This window comes from Maritimibacter harenae (assembly GCF_009882975.1).
Taxonomy (GTDB): Bacteria; Pseudomonadota; Alphaproteobacteria; order Rhodobacterales; family Rhodobacteraceae; genus Maritimibacter; species Maritimibacter harenae.
Genome location: NZ_WTUX01000002.1, coordinates 156,862 through 180,224, shown reverse-complemented (window position 1 = coordinate 180,224; position 23,363 = coordinate 156,862). Strand labels below are relative to the sequence as shown.

Here is a 23,363-nt window from a genome sequence, read left to right as displayed (position 1 = left end):
TGGCCAAGTCCGGGCCAACTGGAACCCGCCTGCGCGGCAGGCTTCGGCCACCTTCGCCCCGAAAGCGCTCAGAGCTCGTAGACGCGCCCCGCTTCGGGCATCTCGACATGCGTGCCGCGAAGCCGCTTGGCGAAGGCCGTCATCGCGCGGTGTTCGCCGTGCACGAGGAACACCTTCTCCGGCCGCCCGGCCCGCGCGAGCCAGTTCGCAAGATCGCTCGCCCCGGCATGGGCGGAGAAACCGTTGATGGTGAAGATCCGCGCGTTGACCGGGACCTGGTCGCCGAAGAGCTTCACGTGCTTCGCTCCGTCGATGATGATCCGCGCGAGGGTTCCTTCCGCGGCGAACCCCACGAAGATCACGCTGCAATCGGCATGGGACAGGTTGTGGCGCAGGTGATGGCGCACGCGGCCCCCGGTGCACATGCCCGACCCCGCCATGATGACTGCTCCGGAACGGATCCGATTCAACGCCATCGATTCATGGGCCTCCCGCGTGAAGCGCAGGCCGGGCAGCGCGAAGGGATCCTGCCCCGCGCGGATCATGCGGGCGACCTCGGGGCGCATCGCCTCCTCGTGCCGGCCGAAGATCCGGGTCGCGGAAATGGCCATCGGGGAGTCGAGGAAGATCTGCATGCCCTTGCGCAATGCACCGCTTCCCACACCCTCGCGCAGGTACCACAGCAGCTCCTGCGCGCGCTCAAGGGCGAAGGTCGGGATGATCACGTTGCCGCCGCGCGCGTCGGCCTCGCGGATCGCGTCGTGGAACTCGGTGACGGAGGCGTCGAGCGGGCGGTGGTTGCGATCGCCGTATGTGGTCTCCATCACCACCACGTCGCAGTCGTCCGGCGGGGCGGCGTTGTTGAGAAGCGGCCGGTTCTCGGGCCCCAGGTCGCCCGAGAAGAGCACCCGCCGCGTGCGGCCGTTCTCGTGCAGCTCCAGCCGGATGGAAGCCGAGCCCAGGATGTGCCCCGCATCGAAGAACGTGGCCGTGATGCCGGGGACCACCTCGATGGGCGTCGCGTAGCGGGCGTTACGGCCGAACAGCGCGACCGCGTCGAGCGCGTCGATCGTTTCGTAGAGCGGGTCATGGCGCCCGCCACCGCGCCCGTGCCGGCGCCTGCGCGCGGCCTCTTCCTCGTGCAGATGGGCCGAATCCAGCATCACCAGCTTGGCAAGGTCCTTGGTCGCCCCGGTCGACACGACCTCGCCCGAGAACCCGCGCTTGACCAGGAGCGGCAGGCGCCCGCAATGGTCGAGATGCGCGTGCGTGAGAAGAACGGCGTCGATGTCCCTGGGGTCGAAGGGAAATTTCGCCGCGTTGTCTTCGTGCAGTTCATGCCCGCCCTGGAACATCCCGCAATCGACCAGGATGCGGCGACCCGCGCATTCGACGAGATGACAGGACCCGGTCACCTGGTGCGCCGCGCCATGAAACGAGATCTTCATGCCGGATCTCCTTCGCTCACCGGGCCGATCATGTCCAACCCGGCGCGGTCGTACCATCGGCGAATGTCGGCCCAGATCTCCTCGGCCGTCTCGGCATACCAGAACAGGTCGCGGTCCTCCTGGTCGATCACGCCCTCCTCCACCATGAAGTCGATGTCGAAGAGCCGGCGCCAGTAGTCGCGCCCGACCAATACTACGGGCAGCGGCCGGATCTTTCGGGTCTGGATCAGGGTCAACGTCTCGAACAATTCGTCCAGCGTGCCGAAGCCGCCGGGAAACACGACGAGCGCGCGGGCACGCAGGAGGAAATGAAGCTTGCGCAGCGCGAAGTAGCGGAACCGGAAGCACAGGTCCGGCGTGATGTAGGGGTTCGGGAATTGTTCGTGCGGCAGGGTGATATTGAGCCCCACGGTCTTGGCCCCGGCTTCTTGCGCGCCGCGGTTGGCGGCCTCCATCATCCCCGGCCCGCCGCCCGTGACGACCACGAGGCGGTTGCCGTGGCGCCCCTCCGCCGACCCCACGATCCGGCCGAAGTCGCGCGCTATGTCGTAGAAACGGCTCTTGGCGGCCACGCGTTCGGCGATGCGCAGCTGTTGGGCCAGGTCCTTGTCCCCGGGCGCCTCGGCGCATTGGGCGCGCAGCGTTTCGACGCGCGCCTTGGCCGCCACCGGCTCACCGATGCGCGTCCCGCCGAAGACCACAATGGAATGCGCGATACCGTGATCGTCGAGCAGGGTTTCGGCCTTCTGGTAGTCGAGGAAAAGGCGCGTGCCGCGCATGCCGTTGCGGTTGAGGAAATCGACATCCTCGTCCGCACGCCGGTAATTCGGGCTTTCCAGGATGCGCCGCACGAGGTCGGGGGCCGCCGCGTCCTCCTCGCTGGGCTTCGGGCGGCATCCCGGCAGATCGACGCAGCGCTCGGTGTGGTGCGGGGGGAACGGTTTCTCCGCTGTTTCGTCGGTGCTGTTCTGCATGGGCGCGTCGTTCACGGCCGGAAGCCGGCCCGGAGGGAAAGCGACATCGACCACTGCGCCGCGCACGGCGACGACATGGCCTTTCGCTGACTCCGACGTGAGCGCCAAACCCGAAACCTCCGCGTCACTCGTCGCCATGCTATCGGAGCGTGGGCCTGCGCAAATTGATCTCGTTCAAATGCGCATTTTCGTGATCTTCGGGGCGCGGCGGCCCCTATCCCCCCGTTTTCAGGCGATCACCACGCACGAGAAACCGGCCGTCGATGCGAAGCGCGAGGGGGGCGCCGGAGAGCGGCGGGTCCCCGTCCGCCGCGGGGCGTTGGGCATGGATGTGCAGGTGCGGCTCGGTCGAGGCGCCGGAATTGCCAACCTCGCCCAGCCGGTCGCCGATCGCCACGACATCGCCGGGCGCGACCTGCACGCTGCCCTGCCGCATGTGGGCGAACACGATCTCGGCGTAACCCAACGACAGGATCACGTGGTTGCCCAGCCGGTTGACGCTGTCCTGCCGTGGCACCTCGAAGTCCGGCATCCGGCTCTCGGCCGCGCGCACGGTGCCCGCACAGGGGGCGCGCAGTTCGGCCCCGAAGATCGCGTAGGCGGCCGGGTCGGACGGGTGCCACCCCGCCGCCCGCAGGCCCCATCGGCCCAGCCCGAAGAAGTCGAGGGCGTAGGATTGTCCCCGCCACGGCCGGAAGCGCTCCACGCGGGGGTCGAGCGTCTTCAGGTGCCCGTTGACGAGCCGGTTGCCCCCACCGTGGCCGACGAGGAACTGCCCGGCCCCGAACGGGTTCGCGATGTCCACGATTGTGACGAGCGGCGGACGGCGCCCCGCGAGCGCTGCCGCGCCGAAGCCCGCCCCCAGGCCGAGCAGGATCATGGCGACGGACAGGCCGGCCCAGCCCGGCGCGTCGGCAGGCCAGACGGGGGCTCCGGCAATCGCCGATGCGTGCACCACGACCGCCAAGAGCCACAGCGCCCCGTAGACGCGCGGGAGCCACCAGGCCGGCAGCGCCCATTGCGCGATGCGCGCGAGGGCGAAGAGAAAGGCGCCGATCCCGGCCGCCTGCACCGCGAAACCGGCCAAGCTGCCCGCCGGGAAGACGCCCAGCCACGCGATCAGCACCAAGGGCAGGACGACCTGGAGGGCGAGGATCGCGGCGGTCACGGCAGGCCCCGCGGTGAAGCTGCGGAACAATGGTTGAGGTTTTGGTTTAAAAGAGAAACACAATACATTGTTTTGATTGCTCTATACAGGAAGGGCACCGCCCGTCGGGGCAGCGCCTCTTCAACCTATCAGGTGAAGCCGATATCGCAAAATCGCGGGTCGCCGGGCGGCACGCACTACCGCGCCGTGTAGGCCGCAAGCGCCGCTGCCGTGCCGTCCCGCCAGATCGTCGCAAGCCAGCGCTCGAACGCCTCGGCGAAGGCCGGGGCGTCCTTGAGACCGCCGTAGATCCCGGGCTGCTCCAACCAGGCGCGCGGGCGGTCCTTCGCTGCCGCGGCGGCCTCCGTGAGGCGCGCCCAGTATGGGTCGTTGGGCTCGATGACGCTCCCGTCCTCACGCTGCCCCGCACACATGCGCGCCCAGAGGGCTTCGACCAGCGCGAACCCGTCGACGGACCCGCCCGCCGCCAGCGCATCCCGCAGGATGGGGAGGAGGAACCCGGTGTGGCGCGATGAGCCGTCGAAGGCCACACGCCGCGTCGTGTCGTGGATCTTCGGGTTTGAGAAGCGCCCCTCGATCAGCGCGAGATAGTCGTCCGGCGTGGTGCCCGGCACGGCGTCCACGTAAGGCAGGATCTCCTCCGTCTGGACCTTGCGGAACATCGCCGCGATGCCCGGGTGGGCCATGCAATCCGCGATGGTCGGCACCGACAGAAGCTCGCCCGCATTCGCAAGGATCTGGTGCCCCGCGTTCAGGATCCGGATCTTCATCATCTCGTAGGAATGGACGTCCGAGGTAAAGGTCGCCCCCACCTCGTCCCAGTCCGGCCGCCCATCACAGAAGGCGTCCTCGATCACCCATTGGCGGAAGTTCTCGTGCGCCACCGGGGCGGCGTCGTCGATGCCAAAGGCGCGCACGGCCTCGAGCGTGTTCGCCGTGGTGGCCGGCACGATGCTGTCGACCATCGAGTTGGGGAAGGCCCCCTCCCTGTCGATCCAGTCGGCAAGCCCCGGGTCGCTCATCCGGGCGAGTCCGACGACCGTGGCGCGCAGGATGTCGCCGTTGCCGCGCAGGTTGTCACAGCACAGGCCGGAGAACGGCTTGTGCCCAGCCGCCCGCCGCTGGCGGAGGGCGGCAACCATTGCGCCGAAGGCCGTGCGCGGTGCGTCCGGGTGCGCCGCGTCATGGACGATGTCGGGATGTCCGGTGTCGAACGCGCCGGTCGTGGCATCGATGTAATAGCCGCCCTCGGTCACCGTCAGCGCGACGACGCGGATGCGCGGATCGGCCATCACATGGATGAGCGGCGCGTTGCCCTCTTCGATCGGGAGGTAGTCGATCATCGACCCCGTCACCTCGGCCCCGGTGTGGTCGGGGGCCAGCTCGATCAGCGTCGTGAGGCAATCCTGCGCGATGAGCTTTTCGCGCATGGCGGCATCGTAGGGGCGCACCCCTGCCCCGACGATCGCCCAGTCGAGCGCTTTCCCCGCCTGCATCAGCCGGTGGAGATACCAGGCCTGGTGCGCGCGGTGGAAATTGCCGACGCCGATATGCACGATCCCCGCGGTGAGCCGGGCGCGCTCGTAGCGCGGGCGCAGGATGCCCTCCGGCAGATCGGCCAGGGTGTCGTTGCGCAAGGGGACGGGATGGGCTGCGGTCTTCGACATCAGCTCATCCATTGGCCGCCGTCGACGTTGTAGCACTGGGCGACGATGTAATCGGCTTCGTCGCTAGCCAGGAAGATCGCCATGCCGGTCAGGTCCTCGGCGCGGCCCATCCGGCCATAGGGCACGGCCGCGCCCACTTCGCGCTTCTTCTGGCCGGGCGCCTTTCCTTCGTATTTCGCGAAGAAAGCGTCGACCCCGTCCCAGTGTTCACCATCCACCACGCCGGGCGCGATGGCGTTCACGTTGATGCCGTGCTCGATCAGGTTGAGGCCCGCAGACTGCGTGAGGCTGATGATCGCCGCCTTGCTGGCGCAGTAGACCGCGACGAGCGGCTCGCCCCGCCGGCCCGCCTGACTCGCCATGTTGATGATGCGCCCGCGGATACCGCGCTCGATCATGTGGCGGGCCACGGCCTGAAGGGTGAAGAGCGTGCCCGCGACGTTGATGTCGAAGACGCGGTCGAAATCGGCGCGCTCGATCTCGACGATCGGGGCGGCGGTGAAGATGGCCGCGTTGTTGATCAGGATGTCGATCTGGCCGAGCTCCTGCACGGCCTGCGCCACGGCGGCATCGATGCTGTCCTGCCGGGTCACGTCCATCTCGACGGCGATGGCGGCCTCGCCGATCTCGGTGGCGGCTGCACGGGCGCGGTCGATGTCGATGTCGCCGATGGCCACGCGCGCGCCTTCCCGCACGTAGGCCTCGGCGAACGCCCGGCCGATGCCGCGCGCCGCGCCGGTGATCAGCGCGGTCTTTCCGTCCAGCCGTCTCATGCGATGCGCAGCCCCGCCTTGTCGAACCTGTGCAGGTGATCCGGATCGGGGCTGAGCCAGACCTTGTCGCCGTAATGCAGGTCGACCTCGCCGCCCACGCGCACCGTCACGGGTTCCTCGATCCCGTCGCAGGTGACGTGGAAGAAGGTGTCGGAGCCCAGGTGCTCGGACACGCCCACGGTGCCGTGCCATTCGCCCGCCTCGTTCGAGACGGTGACGTGTTCGGGACGGATGCCGATGGTGGGCGCGCCGTGCTTCTCGGCGATCTCGCCGCCGATCAGGTTCATCTTGGGGCTGCCGATGAAGCCTGCCACGAACAGGTTGCGCGGTTCGCGGTAGAGCTCCAGCGGCGAACCCACCTGCTCGATATTGCCCGCACGCAGGACCACGATCTTGTCGGCCATCGTCATGGCTTCGACCTGATCGTGGGTCACGTAGATCATCGTGGTCTCGAGCCGCTTGTGCAGCTCGGAAATCTCCAGCCGCATGCCCACGCGCAAAGCCGCGTCGAGGTTCGACAGCGGCTCGTCGAAAAGGAAGGCCGCCGGTTCGCGCACGATGGCACGCCCGATGGCCACGCGCTGGCGTTGGCCCCCCGAAAGCTGGCCGGGGCGGCGATCGAGGTATTCGGTCAGGTTCAGCACGTCCGCAGCCGCCTCCACCCGCCGGCTCTGCTCGGCCGCGTCCAGCTTGGCCATGCGCAGCGGGAAGGCGATGTTCTTGCGCACCGACATGTGCGGGTAGAGCGCGTAGGACTGGAATACCATGGCGAGCCCGCGCTTGGCCGGCGGCACGCTGGTGGCGTCTTCGCCGTCGATCCGGATTTCGCCGGAAGACACGTCCTCGAGCCCCGCGATCAGCCGCAGCAGCGTGGACTTGCCGCAGCCCGAGGGGCCGACGAAGACCACGAACTCCCCATCCTCGATGGTCAGGTCGAGGGGCGGGATGACCTCGACGTCTCCGAACGACTTGGCCACCTTGTCGAGCGTGATGCGTCCCATGCCCGTTTCTCCTTATTTCACCGCGCCGAAGGTCAGGCCGCGGACGAGTTGTTTCTGGCTGAACCAGCCGAGGATCAGGATCGGCGCGATGGCCATCGTCGAGGCCGCGCTGAGCTTGGCGTAGAACAATCCTTCGGGGCTCGAGTAGCTTGCGATGAAGGCCGTGAGCGGCGCGGCGGTCGCGGCGGTCAGGTTCAGAGTCCAGAACGCCTCGTTCCAGGCGAGGATCACGTTGAGCAGCACCGTGGAGGCGATGCCCGGGATCGCCATCGGCGTCAGGACGTAGAGGATCTCTTCACGCAGGCCGGCCCCGTCCATGCGCGCGGCTTCGAGGATGTCGACCGGGATCTCGCGGAAGTAGGTGTAGAGCATCCACACGATGATCGGCAGGTTGATGAGCATCAGGACCAGGATCAGACCGCCGCGGGTGTCGAGCAGGTTGAACTCGACGAAGATCAGCGAGATCGGGTAGAGCACGCCGACCGCGGGCAGCATCTTCGTCGACAGCATCCACAGCAGGATGTCCTTGGTCCGGCGCGACGGCACGAAGGCCATCGACCAGGCGGCGGGCACCGCGACGAGGACGCCGAGGATCGTGGAGCCGCCGGCGATGATGACCGAGTTCCACAGGTAGCGCATGTAGTCCGAGCGCTCCTGCACGACCGCGTAATTCTCGAGCGTGAAGTCGAAGCCCCAGAAGAGCGGCGGGTTGTTGATCGCCTGCGCCTCGGTCTTGAAGCTCGTCAGGATGGTCCAGAAGATCGGGAAGAAGATCACCAGGCCCACGATCCAGGCCAGGGTGGTCATTGCGATCTTGCGACGTGTTGAAACTGCGCGTGCCATGTCCGTCCCCTACTGGTCCAGGTTCTTGCCGACGATGCGCATGAGGAAGAGTGCGACGATGTTGGCCAGGATGATCGCGTAGACGCCGCCCGCGGACCCGAGGCCGATGTTCTGGCTGTCCACGACCCGCTGGAAGATCAGATAGGTGAGCGTCCGGGTCCCGAAGGAGCCGCCGGTGGTCACGAAGATCTCGGCGAAGATCGACAACAGGAAGATGGTCTGGATCAGGATGACGATCGTGATCGCCCGGCCGAGGTGCGGCAGGATGATGTAGAAGAAGCGCGACAGCACGGGCGCCCCGTCCATCTCCGCGGCCTCCAGCTGCTCGCTGTCGAGCGACTGGATCGCAGTGAGAAGGATGAGCGTCGCGAAGGGGAGCCACTGCCACGACACGATCAGGATGATCGACTGCACCGAGGCGTCGGACATCCACGACACGGGCTCGGCCCCGAAGAAGCGCCAGAGATAGGCGAACATGCCGTTCACCGGGTCCATCATCATGTTCTTCCACACGAGCGCGGACACGGTGGGCATCACGAAGAAGGGGGCGATCACCAGTATGCGGACGATCCCCTGCCCCCAGAACGGCTGGTCGAGAAGAATGGCGAGCAGGATGCCCAGGACCACGGTGATGACCAGCACGCCGCCCACGATCAGGAGCGTCGCCTGCACGCTGGGCCAGAACGAGCTCGACCCGATGAAGCGGACGTAGTTCTCGAACCCGACCCAGTCGAGCCCGCGCTCGAGCGAGTCGCCGCGCATCGGAAGATAGCGCTTGAACGAGAAGTAGAGCGTCATCGTCAGCGGCACGAGCATCCAGCCCAGGAGCAGGATGACGGCCGGCGTCATCATCAGTCTTGCCGCGGAGCGGGAGTGCTGGGTCGCCATGACGGAACCTTTCGATCGGGCGGGGTGGCCCTTGGCGGAAACGGGACTTCGAAGATGCGATGTCCGGGGGCGAGCGGACCCGCCCCCGGACGGTCTGCGGAGGAAATCCTCAGCGGTAGCCTGCGGCTTCCATCGCGTCGTTGGTCAGCGCCTGGGCATTCTCCAGCGCCTCGTCGACGGATTGCTGGCCGGCATAGACCTCGGCGAACTCCTGGCTCACCTCGGTGGCGATCCCCGCGAATTCAGGAATGGCGACGAACTGGATGCCGACATAGGGCACCGGGTCCACGGTCGGGTCCGTCGGATCGGCCGCGTTGATCGATTCCAGCGTCATCTCGGCGAACGGCACTTCCTGGTACTTCGGGTTCTCGTAGAGCGAGTTGCGCGCGCCCGGCGGGACGTTGGCCCAGCCTTCGTTCTCGGCCACGAGCTCGATGTATTCCTTCGAGGTCGCCCATTCGATGAACTGCTTGGCCGCGTGTTCCTGCTGGGTGCCGGCCGGGATGGCGAGCGCCCAGGCCCAGAGCCAGTTGGCGCGCTTCTCGACGCCTTCCGCGTTCGGGGCCAGCGCGAAACCGACGCTGTCGGCCACGGTGGAGTCGTCCGGGTTGGTCACGAACGAGGCCGCGACGGTCGCGTCGATCCACATGCCGCACTTGCCCTGCTGGAACAGAGACAGGTTCTCGTTGAAACCGTTGGTGGCGTAGCCCGGCGGGCCGTAGTTGTTCATCAGCTCGACGAAGAACGACAGCGCCTCTTTCCACTCGGGCTGGTCGAACTGGGCGTTCCAGTCCTCGTCGAACCAGCGCGCGCCGAACGAGTTGGCGGTCACGGTGATGAAGGCGCCGCCTTCGCCCCAGCCCGGCTTGCCACGCAGGCAGATGCCGTAGACCTCGTTCTCGGGATCGTTCATCGCGGCCGCGGCCTCTTCGATGAACTGCCAGGTCGGGGCCTTGGGCATTTCCATCCCGGCCTCTTCCATGAGGTCGGTGCGGTACATGACCATCGAGCTTTCGCCGTAGAACGGCGCCGCGTAGAGCGTGCCGTCATGGCTCAGGCCGCCGCGCATGGCGGGCAGGATGTCGTCGACGTCGTATTCCTCCGACAGGTCGTCGAGCGGCACGAGCCAGCCGTTGGCACCCCAGATCGGCGTTTCGTACATGCCGATGGTCATGATGTCGAACTGGCCGCCGTTGGTGGTGATATCGGTCGTGACACGCTGGCGGAGCACGTTTTCCTCGAGCGTGACCCACTCGACGCCGATGCCGGTCTCTTCGGTGAAGAGATCCGTATACCCCTGCATCCGGATCATGTCGCCGTTGTTCACGGTCGCGATGGTGATGGTCGTGTCCTGTGCCGAGGCCACCGATGCAAATGCGCACAGTGCAAGGGCCGAGGACGCGCGAAGCGCGGTAGTCATGGACATCCTTATCCTCCCTAGTTGGATGCTATGTCCCGTGAAGGCTAAGGCGCAAAATTCCCATGCGTCAACAATTTTCTTTACGCGCGTTAATTTCTTTCGGTCACGCGGAGGCCCGAAGGATCAGGCGTGCAGGGATCAGGGTCTCGGTCCGCGTCTCGAACCGGCCGCCGGATTCGATCAGGGAAAACAATGTTTCCATGCACTTGTCGGCCACCGCTTCGTATTCGTGTGCGGCGGTGGTGAGAGCGGGACAGGTGAAGCGCGAGAACGGGTGATCGTCGTGCGAGGCGACCCGCAGCGCGCAGCCCTCGCCCCGCCCGACTCGCAGCCCGCGCTCGTAACAGGCAGCGAGCAGGCCGATGGCGAGTCGGTCGTTGCTGCAAAGGATGGTGTCCGTCTTGAGCTCCCCCGACGCGAACAGGTCGTGCGCGCCCTGGCGCCCGATCTCCTCGAAGCCCCAGCCCTGGCCCTCCACGCTGATCACGTGCGGCTCGAGCCCGGCATCCTCCATGATCTTCAGGTAGGCATGCCGCCGCTTGTTCGCGTTCGGGTTCGCCGGGTTGCGCATTTCGAAGAAGGCCGGGGGCGCCCCCGTGCGGCAAAGGTAGTCGACGGTCTGCTGCACGAAGCTGAAATTGTCTGATCCGACAAAGGCTTCGCCCATATCCTCGATATTGCTGTCGAAGAGCACCGTGGGCACGTCGCGGCAGAATCTCTCGATCGCGGCGCGGTCCGAAATCCGGCCCAGCGGGGCCAGGAACACGCCCGCGGGCTTGAGCGCCGTGAGCCCCGACAGGATCTCGTTCTCAAGCCGGCTCTCCCCGTGCGCGCTGTAGAGCGTGGGGGAATAGCCTGCCTCGATGCATCGCAGTTCGATCACCCGCGCGATCTCGGCGAAGAACGGATCGGCGAGGTAGGGCACCACGATTCCGACGTTCTTGGTCAGGCTGCGGTTCTGGTTCACCGCGAAGATGTTGGGGCGGAAATCATACCGCTCGAGCGCGGCCTCGATCCGCTCGCGCGTCTTGGGGCGCACGCTGGCCGGATCGTTGAAGTACTTCGACACGGTCGGGCGCGACAGCCCGCTCAGCGCGGCGAATTCCTCCATGTTTCGAATCTTGTGCTCGCTCATGATCCTGGCTTTCGGCTCTCCCGTCGGGACGGCCCGACCCATCCGGCGCCCTCCTCTTAGAGTTCCCAAAATCTTACGCGAGTAAAGATTTTTCTTGAAACTCCGGTGTCATTCCGCTTGGCTCTCGGCACTCGCGACGGTGGCGACCATTATGGAGGCGCCGTTGCCGGAAGGAAAGGCAGCACCGGGCTCACGGTGCCAAAGGGGCGCTCACATGTATCTCGGCATCGACGTTGGCACTTCGGCCGTGAAGGTCTGCGCCCTGGGCGACGGGGGCGTCATCGCGGCGACCGCCTCCGCCCCCCTCACCGTATCGAACCCTTTCGACGGGGCGAGCGAACAGGACGCGGCAGACTGGTGGGACGCGACCCGCGCCGCCGTCGCGGCGCTGCCGCCCGACATCCGTGCCCGCGTGCGTGCGATCGGGCTGTCGGGCCAGATGCACGGCGCGGTGCTGCTCGACGCCGACAATCGGCCGGTGCGCCCCGTCATCCTCTGGAACGACGCGCGCGCCGCGACCGAATGCGCCGAGATGCGCGCCGAGGAGCCGGAGATCGGCCAGATCTCCGGCGTGCTCCCGATGCCGGGCTTCACCGCGCCCAAGCTGCGCTGGCTGGCCCGCCACAAACCGGACACCCATGCGCGCATCGCCCACGTTCTGTTGCCCAAGGATTACCTCGGCTTCCGCCTGCACGGACGCTTTGTGACCGACCCCTCCGACGCGGCCGGTACATCGTGGTTCGACGAACGCACCTGCACCTGGTCCACCCGGCTGTGCGAGATCAGTGCGACCCGGCCCGAATGGCTGCCCGAGGTGCGCCGGGGCACGGATATCGCCGGCGCGCTCCTGCCGGGGCCGGCCGGAGAACTGGGCCTGACCCCCGGCATCCCGGTCGCGGCCGGCGCGGGCGATGCGGCCGCCGGCGCGGCGGGCATCGGCGCCGTCGAGGCCGGGGACGGCTTCATCTCGCTCGGCACCTCGGGCCAGCTCTTCGTGACGACGGCCGACTACCGGCCGAACCCGGACAGCCGCGTCCATGCTTACGCCCACACCATGCCGGGCCTGTGGTTCCAGATGGCCGCCATGCTGAACGGCGCGCGCCCGATGGCCTGGCTGGCCGACCTGCTGCGCCGCCCGATCCAGGAATTGCTGGACGAGGCAGAGGTGGCGCGCCCCGGCCCCCTCTTCCTGCCCTACCTCACGGGCGAGCGCACGCCACATGGGGACAGCGACATCCGCGCGGGGTTCCACGGGCTCGGGGAATCCACCACCCAGGGCAGCCTGATGCGCGCGGTGGTGGAAGCGGTGGCCTTCTCCTTCGCCGACGCGATCGACGCGCTCTCGGCGGCGGGCACCCTGCCCGACACGTTGCTCGCCATCGGCGGCGGGACGCGCAGCGATTTCCTGATGCAGACCATCGCCGACGCGACCGCCTGCCGCCTCGGGCGCAGCGACGGCGCGGACATCGGGCCCGCCCTCGGGGCCGCCCGGCTGGCCTGCGTCGCCTGCGGCGCGGACCCGCACGACGTCATGGCCAAACCCGAGGTGCGCCACTGGTTCACTCCGCGGCCCGCCGAGACCGAGCGCCTGCGCCCGCGCCTCGCCGGCTACCGCGCACTCTACCCGGCGCTGAAATCCGTGCAGGCCGCGATGCAGTGAGCCCTCTCGGGCCAATGCGCGGCGTGGCCTCTGTCAGCATGCGATCACCACGTATTCCGCGGGACCGGTGACGACGGCATCGACCGCTTCGCCGCGCACCGCCGCTCAGTTCGTCAGCGTGATCCGGCGCGGCGACCGGGTTTCGATCGCCCCGCGCGCGCGCAGGTTGGTGAAGGCCCGGCTCACGCTTTCGGCGCTGGTGTTGAGGTAATGGGCGATATCGCTGCGCGGCATCGGCAGGTGCACCGCGTCGCTCTTCTGGCGTGCCGCAACGTCCTCGAGAAACCACATGAGCCGGTCTTCCACCGGTCCGCTCCGGGCCTGGATGAGCCGGCGCTGGTCGAGGCCCGACTGGTCGGCCACGGCCTGCGTGAAACGGGTCAGCGCGGCGGCGGCACCGGCCACGTCCTGGGCGATGCGGTCGGGACGCACATCGCAGAACGCCGCATCCTCGAGCGCGGTGATGGCGACGTCCTGGTCGCTGACCGAGCACACGAGGACCTCGCCCTGGAACAGGAACCCGGCGATCTCGGCGCGCCCGTCGGGGTTCAGGAACTCCACCTTGAGGGCGCCCTTGCGCACGATGGCGAAATGGTTCGAGAGGTCTTCGCAGGTCCTCAGCTGGCCTTTGGCCACCTGGATGACCCCGATCGCGGCCCCCGCCGCACCCAGCGCGGCCGGCGGCAGACCCGCTTCGGCAAGGGGGCAGGCAGAGCAGAGCGTTGGTCCATGAGCATGCGGCATAACGGGTCCTTTCCAAGGTATTTCCGAGCTGCGTCAAATCCGCGCAAAAACCCTGCTCCCGGGACCAGCAAAACTGACACACATCAAAAATTCAACCGAGAGATGTGAAATGTTGGTTTTGAATCAGGATCTTTACCGAGAGGCGCAATGGACGAGCACAGCAGCGCACCCGAACCACACAGCGCATCCAAGGGCCAGGAAACGGTCGCCTTCCTGTTTCTTGCCCTCGTCCTCTTCCCGATTCTCGCGGTCGTTTTCGTGGGCGGTTTCGGCTTCGTGGTCTGGATGCAGCAACTGCTCCTCGGCCCGCCGGGAAGCTGACCGGCATGGCAGCACAGGATTCCACGGCCGTATCGCGCCGCGCCTTTCTCGGAGGACATGACCCGACCGACGTCATGCCCTGGACCACGTCCGAAATCATGCGGGAGGCCTGCACGGGCTGCGGCGCGTGTGTCGAGGCATGTCCCGAAGGCATCCTCCACCAGGGGCGCGGCGGGCACCCGGTGCTCGACTTCTCGTCCCCCTGCACCTTCTGCGCGGCCTGCGCCGAAGCCTGCCCCGAACCCGTCTTCGACCTCGAGCGCGACCCGCCCTGGACGGCGGTCGCCGTGGTCGCCTCGGGCTGCCTCGAGCCGCAGGGGATCGCCTGCCGGGCGTGCGAGGATGCCTGCGATCATGACGCGCTGCGGGCCCGCCCCATGCTAGGCGGCCGGGCCGAGATGCGCGTCGACGCCGACGCCTGCACCGGGTGCGGCGGCTGCGTGCCGGTCTGCCCCACCGGTGCGATCCAGATCCGCGAACAGGAGCCCGCCGATGCCTGAACATCATCTTTCGAGCCTGCTCGTGCACACGAGACCCGACACGCTCGACGCGGTGGCCGACCGCCTCGAGGCCGAGGGGTGCGAGGTGCACGGGCGCTCGCCCGAAGGCAAGCTTGTCGTCACGCTCGAGGCCGAGGGGCAGCGCACCCTCAACGATGCCCTCACGCGCATCCAGCTTCTGCCCGACGTGCTCGCCGCGACGCTGGTCTTCCACCACGTGGAGCCGCCCGAAGAGCTTGCCCGCCCCCTCTGATCCGACCCAGCCGACAGCCAGGAGATCCACCATGACCATGACCCGAAGAGACGCCCTGAAGGCCAAAGCCGTCGCTGCCGCCAGCGCCGCCGCCGGCATGACGGCGCCCGCCTTCGCCCAGAACATCCCGACCGCGCGCGACGAGACCGAGCTGACTTGGTCGAAGGCGCCCTGCCGGTTCTGCGGCACCGGCTGTTCGGTAATGGTCGCGACGCGCAACGACCGCGTGGTCGCCACCCACGGCGATGCGGAGGCCGAGGTGAACCGGGGCCTCAACTGCGTGAAGGGCTACTTCCTGTCCAAGATCATGTACGGCGCCGACCGGCTGACCATGCCGCTCCTGCGCAAGCGTGACGGGGTCTACGACAAGAACGGCGAGTTCGAGGAGGTGAGCTGGGACGAAGCCTTCGACGTGATGGCGGAAAAGTTCAAGAAAACGCTGGCCGAAAAGGGGCCCGAAGCCGTCGGCATGTTCGGGTCCGGACAGTGGACGGTGTGGGAAGGCTACGCCGCCTCGAAGCTCTACAAGGCGGGCTTCCGGTCGAACAACATCGACCCCAACGCGCGCCATTGCATGGCCTCGGCCGTGGCCGGCTTCATCCGCACCTTCGGTATCGACGAGCCGATGGGATGCTACGACGATTTCGAACATGCGGACGCCTTCGTGCTGTGGGGCTCCAACATGGCCGAGATGCACCCGATCCTGTGGACCCGCCTCACCGACCGGCGGCTGTCGGCACCGGAGACCGAGGTCGTGGTCCTCTCGACCTACCGCAACCGGTGCTACGACCTCGCGGATATCGAGATGACCTTCACCCCGCAGTCGGACCTCGCGCTCCTGAACGCGATCGCGCGCCACGTCATCAAGACCGGCCGCGTGAACACCGACTTCGTGGACAAGCACGTCAACTTCAAGCGCGGCAACACCGACATCGGCTACGGCCTGCGGCCCGAGCATCCGCTCGAGCAGGCCGCCGAAAACGCGGACGCGGTCGGCGGCTCCTCGGACATGACGCTGGAGGAGTTCGAGGAATTCCTCGAGCCCTACACCTTCGAATATGCCGAGGAGCTCTCCGGCGTGCCCGCCCGCCGGATCGAGGCGCTGGCCGAGATCTACGCCGACCCCGACAAGAAGGTCATGTCGCTTTGGACGATGGGCGTGAACCAGCACACCCGGGGCGTCTGGGTGAACAACATGATCTACAACGTGCACCTTTTGACCGGGAAGATCGCCGAGCCGGGCAATTCGCCCTTCTCGCTCACGGGCCAGCCGTCCGCCTGCGGCACGGCGCGCGAGGTGGGCACATTCGCCCACCGGCTGCCCGCCGACCTCGTCGTCGCGAACCCCGAGCACCGCAAGGTGGCCGAAGAGATCTGGAAGCTTCCCGAGGGCACCGTCCCCGGGTGGGTGGGCGCGCACGCCGTGTTGCAGAACCGCAAGCTCAAGGACGGAGAGATCAACGCCTACTGGATCCAGGTGAACAACAACCTTCAGGCCGCGCCGAACCTGCTTGAAGAGACCTACCCGGGCTATCGCAACCCGGACAACTTCATCGTGGTCTCGGACGCCTACCCGACGGTGACTGCCCAGGCCGCCGACCTCGTCCTGCCCACCGCCATGTGGGTCGAGAAGGAAGGCGCCTACGGCAACGCGGAACGGCGCACCCAGTTCTGGCACCAGCTCGTCCACGCGCCGGGGGAGGCGAAGTCGGACCTCTGGCAGCTCATGGAGTTCTCCAAGCGCTTCACGACGGACGAGGTCTGGCCGGCCGAGCTTCTGGACGCCGCGCCCGAGTATCGCGGCAAGACGCTGTTCGAGGTGCTCTACGCCAACGGCAACGTCGACGCCTACGACATCTCCGAGACCGAGGCCCATCCCAACCACGAAAGCGATGCCTTCGGGTTCTACGTGCAGAAGGGGCTGTTCGAGGAATACGCCCGCTTCGGTCGCGATCACGGCCATGACCTGGCCGATTTCGACCGCTACCACGAGGAGCGCGGGCTGCGCTGGCCGGTTGTCGACGGGAAAGAGACGCGCTGGCGCTACCGCGAGGGCTACGACCCTTACGTCACTCCCGGCGCGGGCGTGGAGTTCTACGGCAAGCCGGACGGGCGCGCCAACATCTTCGCCCTGCCCTACGAGCCGCCGGCGGAGAGCCCGGACGACGAGTTCCCGTTCTGGCTGGTCACGGGCCGCGTGCTGGAACACTGGCACTCCGGCTCGATGACCGACCGGGTGCCCGAGCTTCACAAGGCCTATCCCAACGCGATGGTCTACATGCACCCCGAGGACGCGGGCGAGCTTGGCCTGCATCGGGGCAGCGAGGTGAAGTTGACCTCTCGCCGCGGCGACATGCTGACCCGCGTCGAAACACGCGGGCGCAACAAGGTGCCTCGCGGGCTGATCTTCGTGCCCTGGTTCGACGCCAACCAGCTCATCAACAAGCTGACGCTGGACGCGACCGACCCGATCTCGAAGCAGACCGATTTCAAGAAATGCGCCTGCAAGGTGGAGGCCGCGACATGAGATTTCCCCGGACGTCCATTCAGATCATCACCCTGTGCGGCGTTCTCGCCGCCGGGGTCGCGGTGGCCCAGCAGGCCACGATCTCGTCCCTGCGCCCGACACCGCCCACGCAGGATGAAACGCCGCCGCCCATGCGGCCGGCCATCGACGCGAGCCTGCGCGAGGTGCGCAACTACCCCGAGCAGCCCCCGGTCATCCCGCATGACATCGAGGGCTACGAGGTAAGCGCCAACTTCAACAAGTGCCTGTCGTGTCACGCCCGCGCCGCGACCGGGCGCAGCCAGGCGCCGATGGTGTCCGTCACGCACTACGTCGACCGCCATCAACAGGTGTTGGCCCAGGTCTCGCCCCGCCGGTATTTCTGTACCCAGTGCCACGTCACCCAGACGGATGACGAACCGCTGGTGACGAACACCTTCATCGACATCGACACGCTCATCGGAATGAGCCAGGACAGCGAATAGGGGCGATCATGCGCAAGACCCTCAAGACCTTCTGGCGCATCATGCGCCGTCCGAGCACGCATTTCTCGCTCGGGTTCCTGACGCTGGGCGGCTTCATCTGCGGCATCGTGTTCTGGGGCGGGTTCAACACCGCGCTCGAGGTCACCAATACCGAGGCGTTCTGCACCGGCTGTCACGAGATGGAGGCCAACGTCTACGCCGACCTGCAGCAGACCGTGCACTTCACCAACGCTTCGGGCGTGCGCGCGAAATGCTCGGACTGCCACGTTCCGCACGAATGGACCCACAAGATCGCGCGCAAGATGGCGGCATCGAAAGAGGTCTACGGCTGGATCTTCGGCACAATCGACACCCGCGAGGAGTTCGAGGCACACCGCCTGGAAATGGCCAAGCGGGAATGGGCGCGGTTCGAGGCGAACGACAGCCTCGAATGTCGCAACTGCCACAGCTATATCGCGATGGACTTCTCGCGCCAGAGCCCGCGCGCGGCGGAAACGCATGAACGCGTGCTCGGCCCCGGCGACGGCACCTGCATCGATTGCCACAAGGGCATCGCGCACACCCTGCCCGACATGTCCGAGCAACAGGCCTCGCGCCTGCTGGAGCGTCCGCAGATGCGCGGGCACCAGACCGCGTTGGTGCAGGACTACCTCGCGCGCACGGCGGCCAACTGACGACGGCGGGGCGGCGCACCTGCGCCCCGCCCCGCCATTTCCGCCGTTCAGCGGCCGGAACAAAGACCGCGCGGCCGGGGTTATTCCTCCATCAACCGCAGGTCGACGCCGAAACGCCGGATTCCACTGGTACGAACGGCCCCCTGACCACGCAAATATACCAAGGCGTTGGCGCATATGCCGGAAAACCTGGCGTGGCGTGATGAACTGCGACCGCATTCGCGCGATTCCGGACCCGGATGCCTGCCCCTGCGTGCAAATGCGGCCAAGCATGAACCGGGTGTCATGCACGGTGGCCAAATGCGCGAAACCGTGCCCCGAATTCCAACACTGAAGGATGCTTGAGACCGAGAGCGGCGGCCCCCTCGTTGCTAGCTTTTTCTCATCGGCAACATCGCCGGTGGACGAAAACTTCAACAGTCTAACCTAGGGGGTTAATCCCATGAAATTCTTCCTTTCCACCATCGCCATCACCGCCCTCACCGCCGGGACTGCCCTCGCGGGCAACGTCTCGATCGTTGACCAGCTGGGCCTCGGCAACGCCCAGGGCACGTTCCAGGGCGGCGACGGCAACCTGTCGCTGACCGGCCAGGTCGGCATCGCGAACGGCAGCCTGACCATTCAGGATGGCTTCGGCAACACCTCGGGCACCGCCCAGATCGGCGTCGGCAACATGTCGGTCACCGATCAGTGGGGCACCGGCAACGTGGCGGGTACGCTGCAGGTGGGCACCAACGGCCACTACTCGGAAACGAACCAGGCGGGCCACGGCAACGTGTCGCTCACGGTTCAGTCCGACGCCTACACGCCGGCGCACCCGTAATAGGGCCGGTGTCGCGTGAACCGGACGGGTCAATCATCGGATTTGATGGCCCGCCCGGGACCGCCCACACGAACCCGCCCGTCGGAGGCTCCACACCCCACTGTCCCGATCTGTCCCGATCAGGTCTCCGGCGGGCGGCCCGGCATATCGCCGGGCTTTCCAATATTAACACAGGAGCAAGTTAAGCGATGAGACGTATTATCTTCGCCACTCTCGCCCTTTGCGCCGCCGGTGCCCCCACTCTTGCCGACAACACGTCGACCACGGACCAGACCGGGCACAACTTCGCCTTCACCGGGCAATTCGGCGACGGAAACGCAGCGACGACCGTTCAGAACGGGCGCAACAACATCTCCGGCATCTTCCAGTCTGGCAATGACCTCGCGGCACAACAGGTTCAGACCGGCGAAAACAACATGTCGGCGATCATGCAGGCCGATGCCATTGGGCAGTCGGCGTTCGGCGGTGGTTCCTACTCGACGGGCAACATGAGCATATCGACCACCGTTGAGATCTTTCACCATCCGTGAACCGGAGCCCGCAAAGGGCGCGGCCGCTTCCGCCGGAAGACCAAAGCCAAGATCTTCGGCCAGACACGCAAGGACCCAAGGCAATGCAACCAGACCAGGTCACCAGACTCATCCAGGAAGACGGGAGACGCCCGGTGCGCCGCACTCTTTCCGGTCTCGTCTGCGCCCTCGTCCTCGCCTGCCTCGCCGCCGCGCCCGCCGCCCAGGCCCTGGGAGGAGCCAGAAGCATGAACAACATGGGATGCAAGATCGACAAGTTGGTGACGACGCACGGCTACGACTTGCGCGGCATCGTCTGGTCCGCGACGGGTGGCAGCGGAAGCTACCGGTTGTTCGTGAAGAAAGAGGGTCCGAACGGCCGCTCCAGCACCATGCAGGAAGGGCTCTTCGCTCTCGACGGCAGCGAAGAAAAGCTGTTGGGCACGATCTCGATGAACTCCATCGGGGGCGACACGATCACGGCGACGCTGGTCATCACCTCGGACCGCGGCGACATCTGCACGGCCGAGCTCTGAGCGCGGCGTGACGGGCGCTTACGTCCATAGGTATAAGATCACTTGCCAAGCGTGCCGATTTCCATTTAACTACTCGGTACGTCCCAATGTGAATGCTGATTAGTATAACCTTTTCAAGGGTATCATACTCCTTTTCGGATTCAGGCCGGCGCAGGGCCGATCCGAAGCATCATTGTCCCAAGCCTGCGCAAGGGCGGTCTCGCCCCTCTGTTCAATTAAGAAAAACCATCGAGCGTTGCGCATGATCAATGACCCTGTTGCGGCTTCCGCGACAGGATGTTGCCGGGTGATGTTGGCGAAGAAGGATCGTGTTTTGCAATTTTGATTTAGAGATCGCAGGGGGGAAGAAATGTTCGTATCGAAGGAAGAACGCATCGCGTTCGGATGCGGTGATGTCGCGCGATGGTTCCATGCCGCGCTGGCATCCGACTATCACGAGGAAGTCCTGGACATGCTGGCCGCGCGGTTGCCGGATGCGGCGATCCTCCTGGTGTCGCAAGACACCGTCGAGGTCTCGGGGAACTACCTGTTGCACCGGGGCCTGGACCTGGACGCGGCCCGGTCATTCTCGGTCGCGATTTCGGCCAATTCGGCGTGGTTCAAGAAGCAGTGGCAGCAGCCCGTGGGCAGCGTTTTCCAGCAGCGCGACCTCATCAGCCTCGACGAAATGAAGGAAACGCGGTTCTACCGCACCTGGCTGTCCCAGCGCGGGGATTTCGAGCTTGGCGTCGGGGTCGTGTTCTTCCGGGAAGGCACCCGGCAGAAGGTTCTCGAGATCCGCTTTCCGCAGCGCGACGAGATCGACGTCGCACCGGCCGCCCGCAAGCTTCTGACCGAGGTCAGTCCGCATCTTCGCAACGTTGCCCAGACGGCCAACCTGCGGCGCGCACTGAGCGAGGCGCAGCGCGAACGCGACCAGATCCTTCGGCTCATCCCGTTTCCGACGGCGATCGTCGATTCCCAGTGCCGGGTCGAATGCATGAACGCCCAGGCCGAGACGCTCGTCCGGTCCTGCGAGTCGATCCTGCTCTGCCCGGACGGCAGTCTTCACGGCATCGAACCCGAGGCGGACGCGGACCTGAAGCGCGAGGTGCATGCGCTCAGCACGAACACCGCGTCCAACCGAAGCTGGCTCAGGTTCGAGGAGACCGACCGGCAGCGCCGCACCTTCTTCACGCTCGTCCGCCTCAATCCGCCGCCCTCGTCGCTACAGGAGGCGACAGCGCGGGTCGATCCGCGCAGCGAGCAGCGAATCGCCGTGATCGCCCACCAGCCGGCCGAGGTGTTCCACCTCAGTCACGACATGCTGTGGCAGACCTTCGGACTGACCACGCGGGAGTCGGAACTGGCGGCGGGGCTTCTGTCCGGCATGAGCATCGGTGACATCGCGGTGCGAAAAAAACTGTCCAAACAGACACTTCGCAACCAGCTCGTTTCCGTCATGCGAAAGACCGGCACGAACCGGCAGGTTGACCTTGTTGCAACGCTCCAGGTTTTGGCGATGTCGAGCCCGGCCTGACGCTTGCCAATCCCTCTCGCTGGCTTATCACGGGTGATGGCCCCATGGTCAGCGCATCAGGTAAGATCGGCGACAGTCATGCACAGAAAGCCTGCTTTTTCGGGCAAAATCCCCGCAGCACCGTTCGGTTTCAGACTGGTTGCCGCGTCATTGGTCTGTGCGACCGTCACCGGGGTATCCGCGGCCGTCGCGGGCGGTCCGAGCCCGGCCTTGGGCGACCCGCTCGTGAGTGCGCCGCAGGCCGGCAACACCTTCACGCTGCGACCGGCCGGACATGCGTTCGGGATGGGCTTCACGGTGACCGGGTCGGCGCCCTGGACAACCCAGAGCCTTGCCCCCTCCGGCACGTTCTCGGGCCCCGGCCTGCGCACCGGCTTCGAGGTCTCCATGTCGAATGCCTGGGCCCTTGGCGGGCTGGGGGACGAGCCGCTCTATTTCGAGTGGAACACCTCCGTCGGCCTGACCTCGGCCAGCGGGAGCACCAGCACGGCGCTTTCCGGCCCGGTCTTCCTGAGCTTCGGGTCGCCGCCCGAGGGGGCGATCGACGCGACCACCGACACCAGCGGCGGCACGGCCGACGCGTCGACCAACGCAAGTATTCTCGATGGCTCCGGCGACTCGGCGACGATCAACTCGTCGGCCTCGTCCGGCCCCGGCGGCAGCGTCTCGCAGGTTGCGCTGAGCACCACCAACGAGGGCGGCGTCTTCACCGCCGAAACCACCGACGGCAGCGCGCCGACCGCCGCCGCCTACGGGGCGATCTTCGACAAGGACGGCTTCGCCTTCGCCGCGGCGGGCGACCTGGGCGACACGAGCCTCGTGACCGACTGGAGCGACAGTCAGTTCTCGCTCGAAACCGAAGTGCTCATCGGCCGCGCGATCACCAGCGGCACCGACTGGAGCATATTCGCGAGCGCCGGGCCGAGCTTCACCTTCACCGACCGCACGCTGCGCCGCACCGAGCGTTTCGTGATCGACCCCGTGATCGCGGGCGTGGACCCGATCGAATTGTCGCTGTCGACCGAGGACCGCCTGACGACCCGCAGCTACGGCGGGACGGCCGGTGTCACGTTCACGCGCCTGCTGTCGCCGGACTGGGGGATCACGCTCGGCATGTCGGGCGGGCTCGATTACTTCGACAGCGACTACGTCGGCACCAGCGCGGTCTCCGTGCCCGCACGGCCAACGGGTATCCCGACGGCGTTCAACCTGCAGGGCAATTCGACGTCCATGAGCCTTCAGGGCGTGAGCGGCCGGGTGGCCGCCAGCGTCAAGCTGTCCCATTACCTCGAAAGCGGCGGGGTCCTGGGGCTGTCGCTCTTCGGCGACTACGCCTGGAACGTGCCCACCATCGCCACGCGCACCACCGGCTCCACCCCGGGATCGTTCGGGGCGGGAAGCGCCAGCTACAGCGGCACCGGCGCCCCCTTCCGCGAGACCTACGTAACCACCGGCACGTCCTGGAGTGTCGGCGTCGGCGTGTCCTACGGCATCACGTTCTGAGGCGACGCCTGCC

At 66.7% G+C, this 23,363-nt stretch carries 23 protein-coding genes; 12 read left to right on the top strand and 11 right to left on the bottom strand.

Translation table 11 applies throughout. The features are described 5' to 3' along the window. Positions 1–68: 68 nt before the first annotated feature. The 10 genes from GQE99_RS00935 to GQE99_RS00890 form a co-directional block, all read right to left on the bottom strand. Positions 69–1,448 carry an MBL fold metallo-hydrolase RNA specificity domain-containing protein gene (locus GQE99_RS00935; protein ID WP_161349711.1) on the bottom strand — a complete coding sequence of 460 codons (1,380 nt, stop codon included), beginning with the start codon at positions 1,446–1,448 and terminating at the stop codon, positions 69–71. Further along, entirely contained in the window at positions 1,445–2,437 is a 993-nt protein-coding gene (locus GQE99_RS00930) for an LOG family protein (RefSeq protein ID WP_328794011.1), read from the bottom strand. Before GQE99_RS00930 ends, GQE99_RS00935 begins: the two co-directional genes overlap by 4 nt. Before the next feature lie 199 nt (positions 2,438–2,636). Next, a complete protein-coding gene (locus tag GQE99_RS00925) occupies positions 2,637–3,620 on the bottom strand; it encodes a M23 family metallopeptidase (protein WP_161349710.1) in 984 nt (327 codons plus the stop codon). A 146-nt stretch (positions 3,621–3,766) separates the two neighbouring features. Then, positions 3,767–5,257, bottom strand: coding sequence for a mannitol dehydrogenase family protein (locus tag GQE99_RS00920; RefSeq protein ID WP_235917051.1), 1,491 nt, complete (start codon positions 5,255–5,257; stop codon positions 3,767–3,769). Continuing rightward, positions 5,257–6,030: an L-iditol 2-dehydrogenase gene (locus GQE99_RS00915; RefSeq protein ID WP_161349708.1), complete on the bottom strand. Its 774-nt coding sequence runs from the start codon at positions 6,028–6,030 to the stop codon at positions 5,257–5,259. Before GQE99_RS00915 ends, GQE99_RS00920 begins: the two co-directional genes overlap by 1 nt. Next, a complete protein-coding gene (locus GQE99_RS00910) occupies positions 6,027–7,031 on the bottom strand; it encodes an ABC transporter ATP-binding protein (protein WP_161349707.1) in 1,005 nt (334 codons plus the stop codon). Before GQE99_RS00910 ends, GQE99_RS00915 begins: the two co-directional genes overlap by 4 nt. Before the next feature lie 12 nt (positions 7,032–7,043). Further along, positions 7,044–7,874, bottom strand: a complete 831-nt coding sequence (locus GQE99_RS00905; protein WP_161349706.1) for a carbohydrate ABC transporter permease — start codon at positions 7,872–7,874, stop codon at positions 7,044–7,046. Positions 7,875–7,883: 9 nt separating this feature from the next. Next, positions 7,884–8,762 (bottom strand): carbohydrate ABC transporter permease, encoded by an 879-nt coding sequence (locus tag GQE99_RS00900; RefSeq protein WP_161349705.1) that lies wholly within the window; start codon positions 8,760–8,762, stop codon positions 7,884–7,886. A 109-nt stretch (positions 8,763–8,871) separates the two neighbouring features. Continuing rightward, on the bottom strand, positions 8,872–10,188 hold the full coding sequence (locus tag GQE99_RS00895; protein ID WP_161349704.1) for an ABC transporter substrate-binding protein: 1,317 nt from the start codon (positions 10,186–10,188) through the stop codon (positions 8,872–8,874). A 97-nt stretch (positions 10,189–10,285) separates the two neighbouring features. Continuing rightward, the gene (locus GQE99_RS00890) at positions 10,286–11,317 is read right to left on the bottom strand and encodes a LacI family DNA-binding transcriptional regulator (protein WP_161349703.1); all 1,032 of its coding nucleotides are present in this window, start codon (positions 11,315–11,317) and stop codon (positions 10,286–10,288) included. A gap of 214 nt (positions 11,318–11,531) precedes the next feature. Between GQE99_RS00890 and xylB the strand changes: the two genes are divergently transcribed. Then, positions 11,532–12,977 (top strand): xylulokinase, encoded by a 1,446-nt coding sequence (gene xylB / locus GQE99_RS00885; protein ID WP_161349702.1) that lies wholly within the window; start codon positions 11,532–11,534, stop codon positions 12,975–12,977. A gap of 105 nt (positions 12,978–13,082) precedes the next feature. Here xylB and GQE99_RS00880 read toward each other — a convergent pair whose 3' ends face one another. Next, positions 13,083–13,721, bottom strand: coding sequence for a Crp/Fnr family transcriptional regulator (locus GQE99_RS00880; RefSeq protein ID WP_161349701.1), 639 nt, complete (start codon positions 13,719–13,721; stop codon positions 13,083–13,085). Positions 13,722–13,868: 147 nt separating this feature from the next. On the opposite strand from GQE99_RS00880, the gene GQE99_RS00875 reads away from it, so the two are divergent. The 11 genes from GQE99_RS00875 to GQE99_RS00825 all read left to right on the top strand — a co-directional run bounded on the left by GQE99_RS00875 (position 13,869) and on the right by GQE99_RS00825 (position 23,350). Next, positions 13,869–14,042 carry a hypothetical protein gene (locus GQE99_RS00875; RefSeq protein ID WP_161349700.1) on the top strand — a complete coding sequence of 58 codons (174 nt, stop codon included), beginning with the start codon at positions 13,869–13,871 and terminating at the stop codon, positions 14,040–14,042. 5 nt (positions 14,043–14,047) lie between these two features. Continuing rightward, entirely contained in the window at positions 14,048–14,542 is a 495-nt protein-coding gene (locus GQE99_RS00870; protein WP_161349699.1) for a ferredoxin-type protein NapF, read from the top strand. Next, positions 14,535–14,795, top strand: coding sequence for a chaperone NapD (locus tag GQE99_RS00865; RefSeq protein ID WP_161349698.1), 261 nt, complete (start codon positions 14,535–14,537; stop codon positions 14,793–14,795). The genes GQE99_RS00870 and GQE99_RS00865 overlap by 8 nt, the downstream gene beginning before the upstream one ends. Before the next feature lie 31 nt (positions 14,796–14,826). Beyond that, positions 14,827–17,322: a nitrate reductase catalytic subunit NapA gene (gene napA / locus GQE99_RS00860; RefSeq protein ID WP_161349697.1), complete on the top strand. Its 2,496-nt coding sequence runs from the start codon at positions 14,827–14,829 to the stop codon at positions 17,320–17,322. Beyond that, a complete protein-coding gene (locus GQE99_RS00855) occupies positions 17,319–17,786 on the top strand; it encodes a nitrate reductase cytochrome c-type subunit (protein WP_161349696.1) in 468 nt (155 codons plus the stop codon). The genes napA and GQE99_RS00855 overlap by 4 nt, the downstream gene beginning before the upstream one ends. Before the next feature lie 8 nt (positions 17,787–17,794). Then, positions 17,795–18,460: a NapC/NirT family cytochrome c gene (locus tag GQE99_RS00850; protein ID WP_161349695.1), complete on the top strand. Its 666-nt coding sequence runs from the start codon at positions 17,795–17,797 to the stop codon at positions 18,458–18,460. A gap of 442 nt (positions 18,461–18,902) precedes the next feature. Then, on the top strand, positions 18,903–19,283 hold the full coding sequence (locus GQE99_RS00845; protein WP_161349694.1) for a hypothetical protein: 381 nt from the start codon (positions 18,903–18,905) through the stop codon (positions 19,281–19,283). A gap of 188 nt (positions 19,284–19,471) precedes the next feature. Further along, a complete protein-coding gene (locus tag GQE99_RS00840) occupies positions 19,472–19,813 on the top strand; it encodes a hypothetical protein (protein ID WP_161349693.1) in 342 nt (113 codons plus the stop codon). Positions 19,814–20,040: 227 nt separating this feature from the next. Beyond that, positions 20,041–20,328 carry a curli-like amyloid fiber formation chaperone CsgH gene (gene csgH, locus GQE99_RS00835; protein ID WP_161349692.1) on the top strand — a complete coding sequence of 96 codons (288 nt, stop codon included), beginning with the start codon at positions 20,041–20,043 and terminating at the stop codon, positions 20,326–20,328. A 349-nt stretch (positions 20,329–20,677) separates the two neighbouring features. Further along, a complete protein-coding gene (locus tag GQE99_RS00830) occupies positions 20,678–21,847 on the top strand; it encodes a helix-turn-helix transcriptional regulator (protein ID WP_161349691.1) in 1,170 nt (389 codons plus the stop codon). Positions 21,848–22,057: 210 nt separating this feature from the next. Beyond that, positions 22,058–23,350, top strand: coding sequence for a hypothetical protein (locus GQE99_RS00825; protein WP_161349690.1), 1,293 nt, complete (start codon positions 22,058–22,060; stop codon positions 23,348–23,350). Positions 23,351–23,363: the final 13 nt, after the last annotated feature.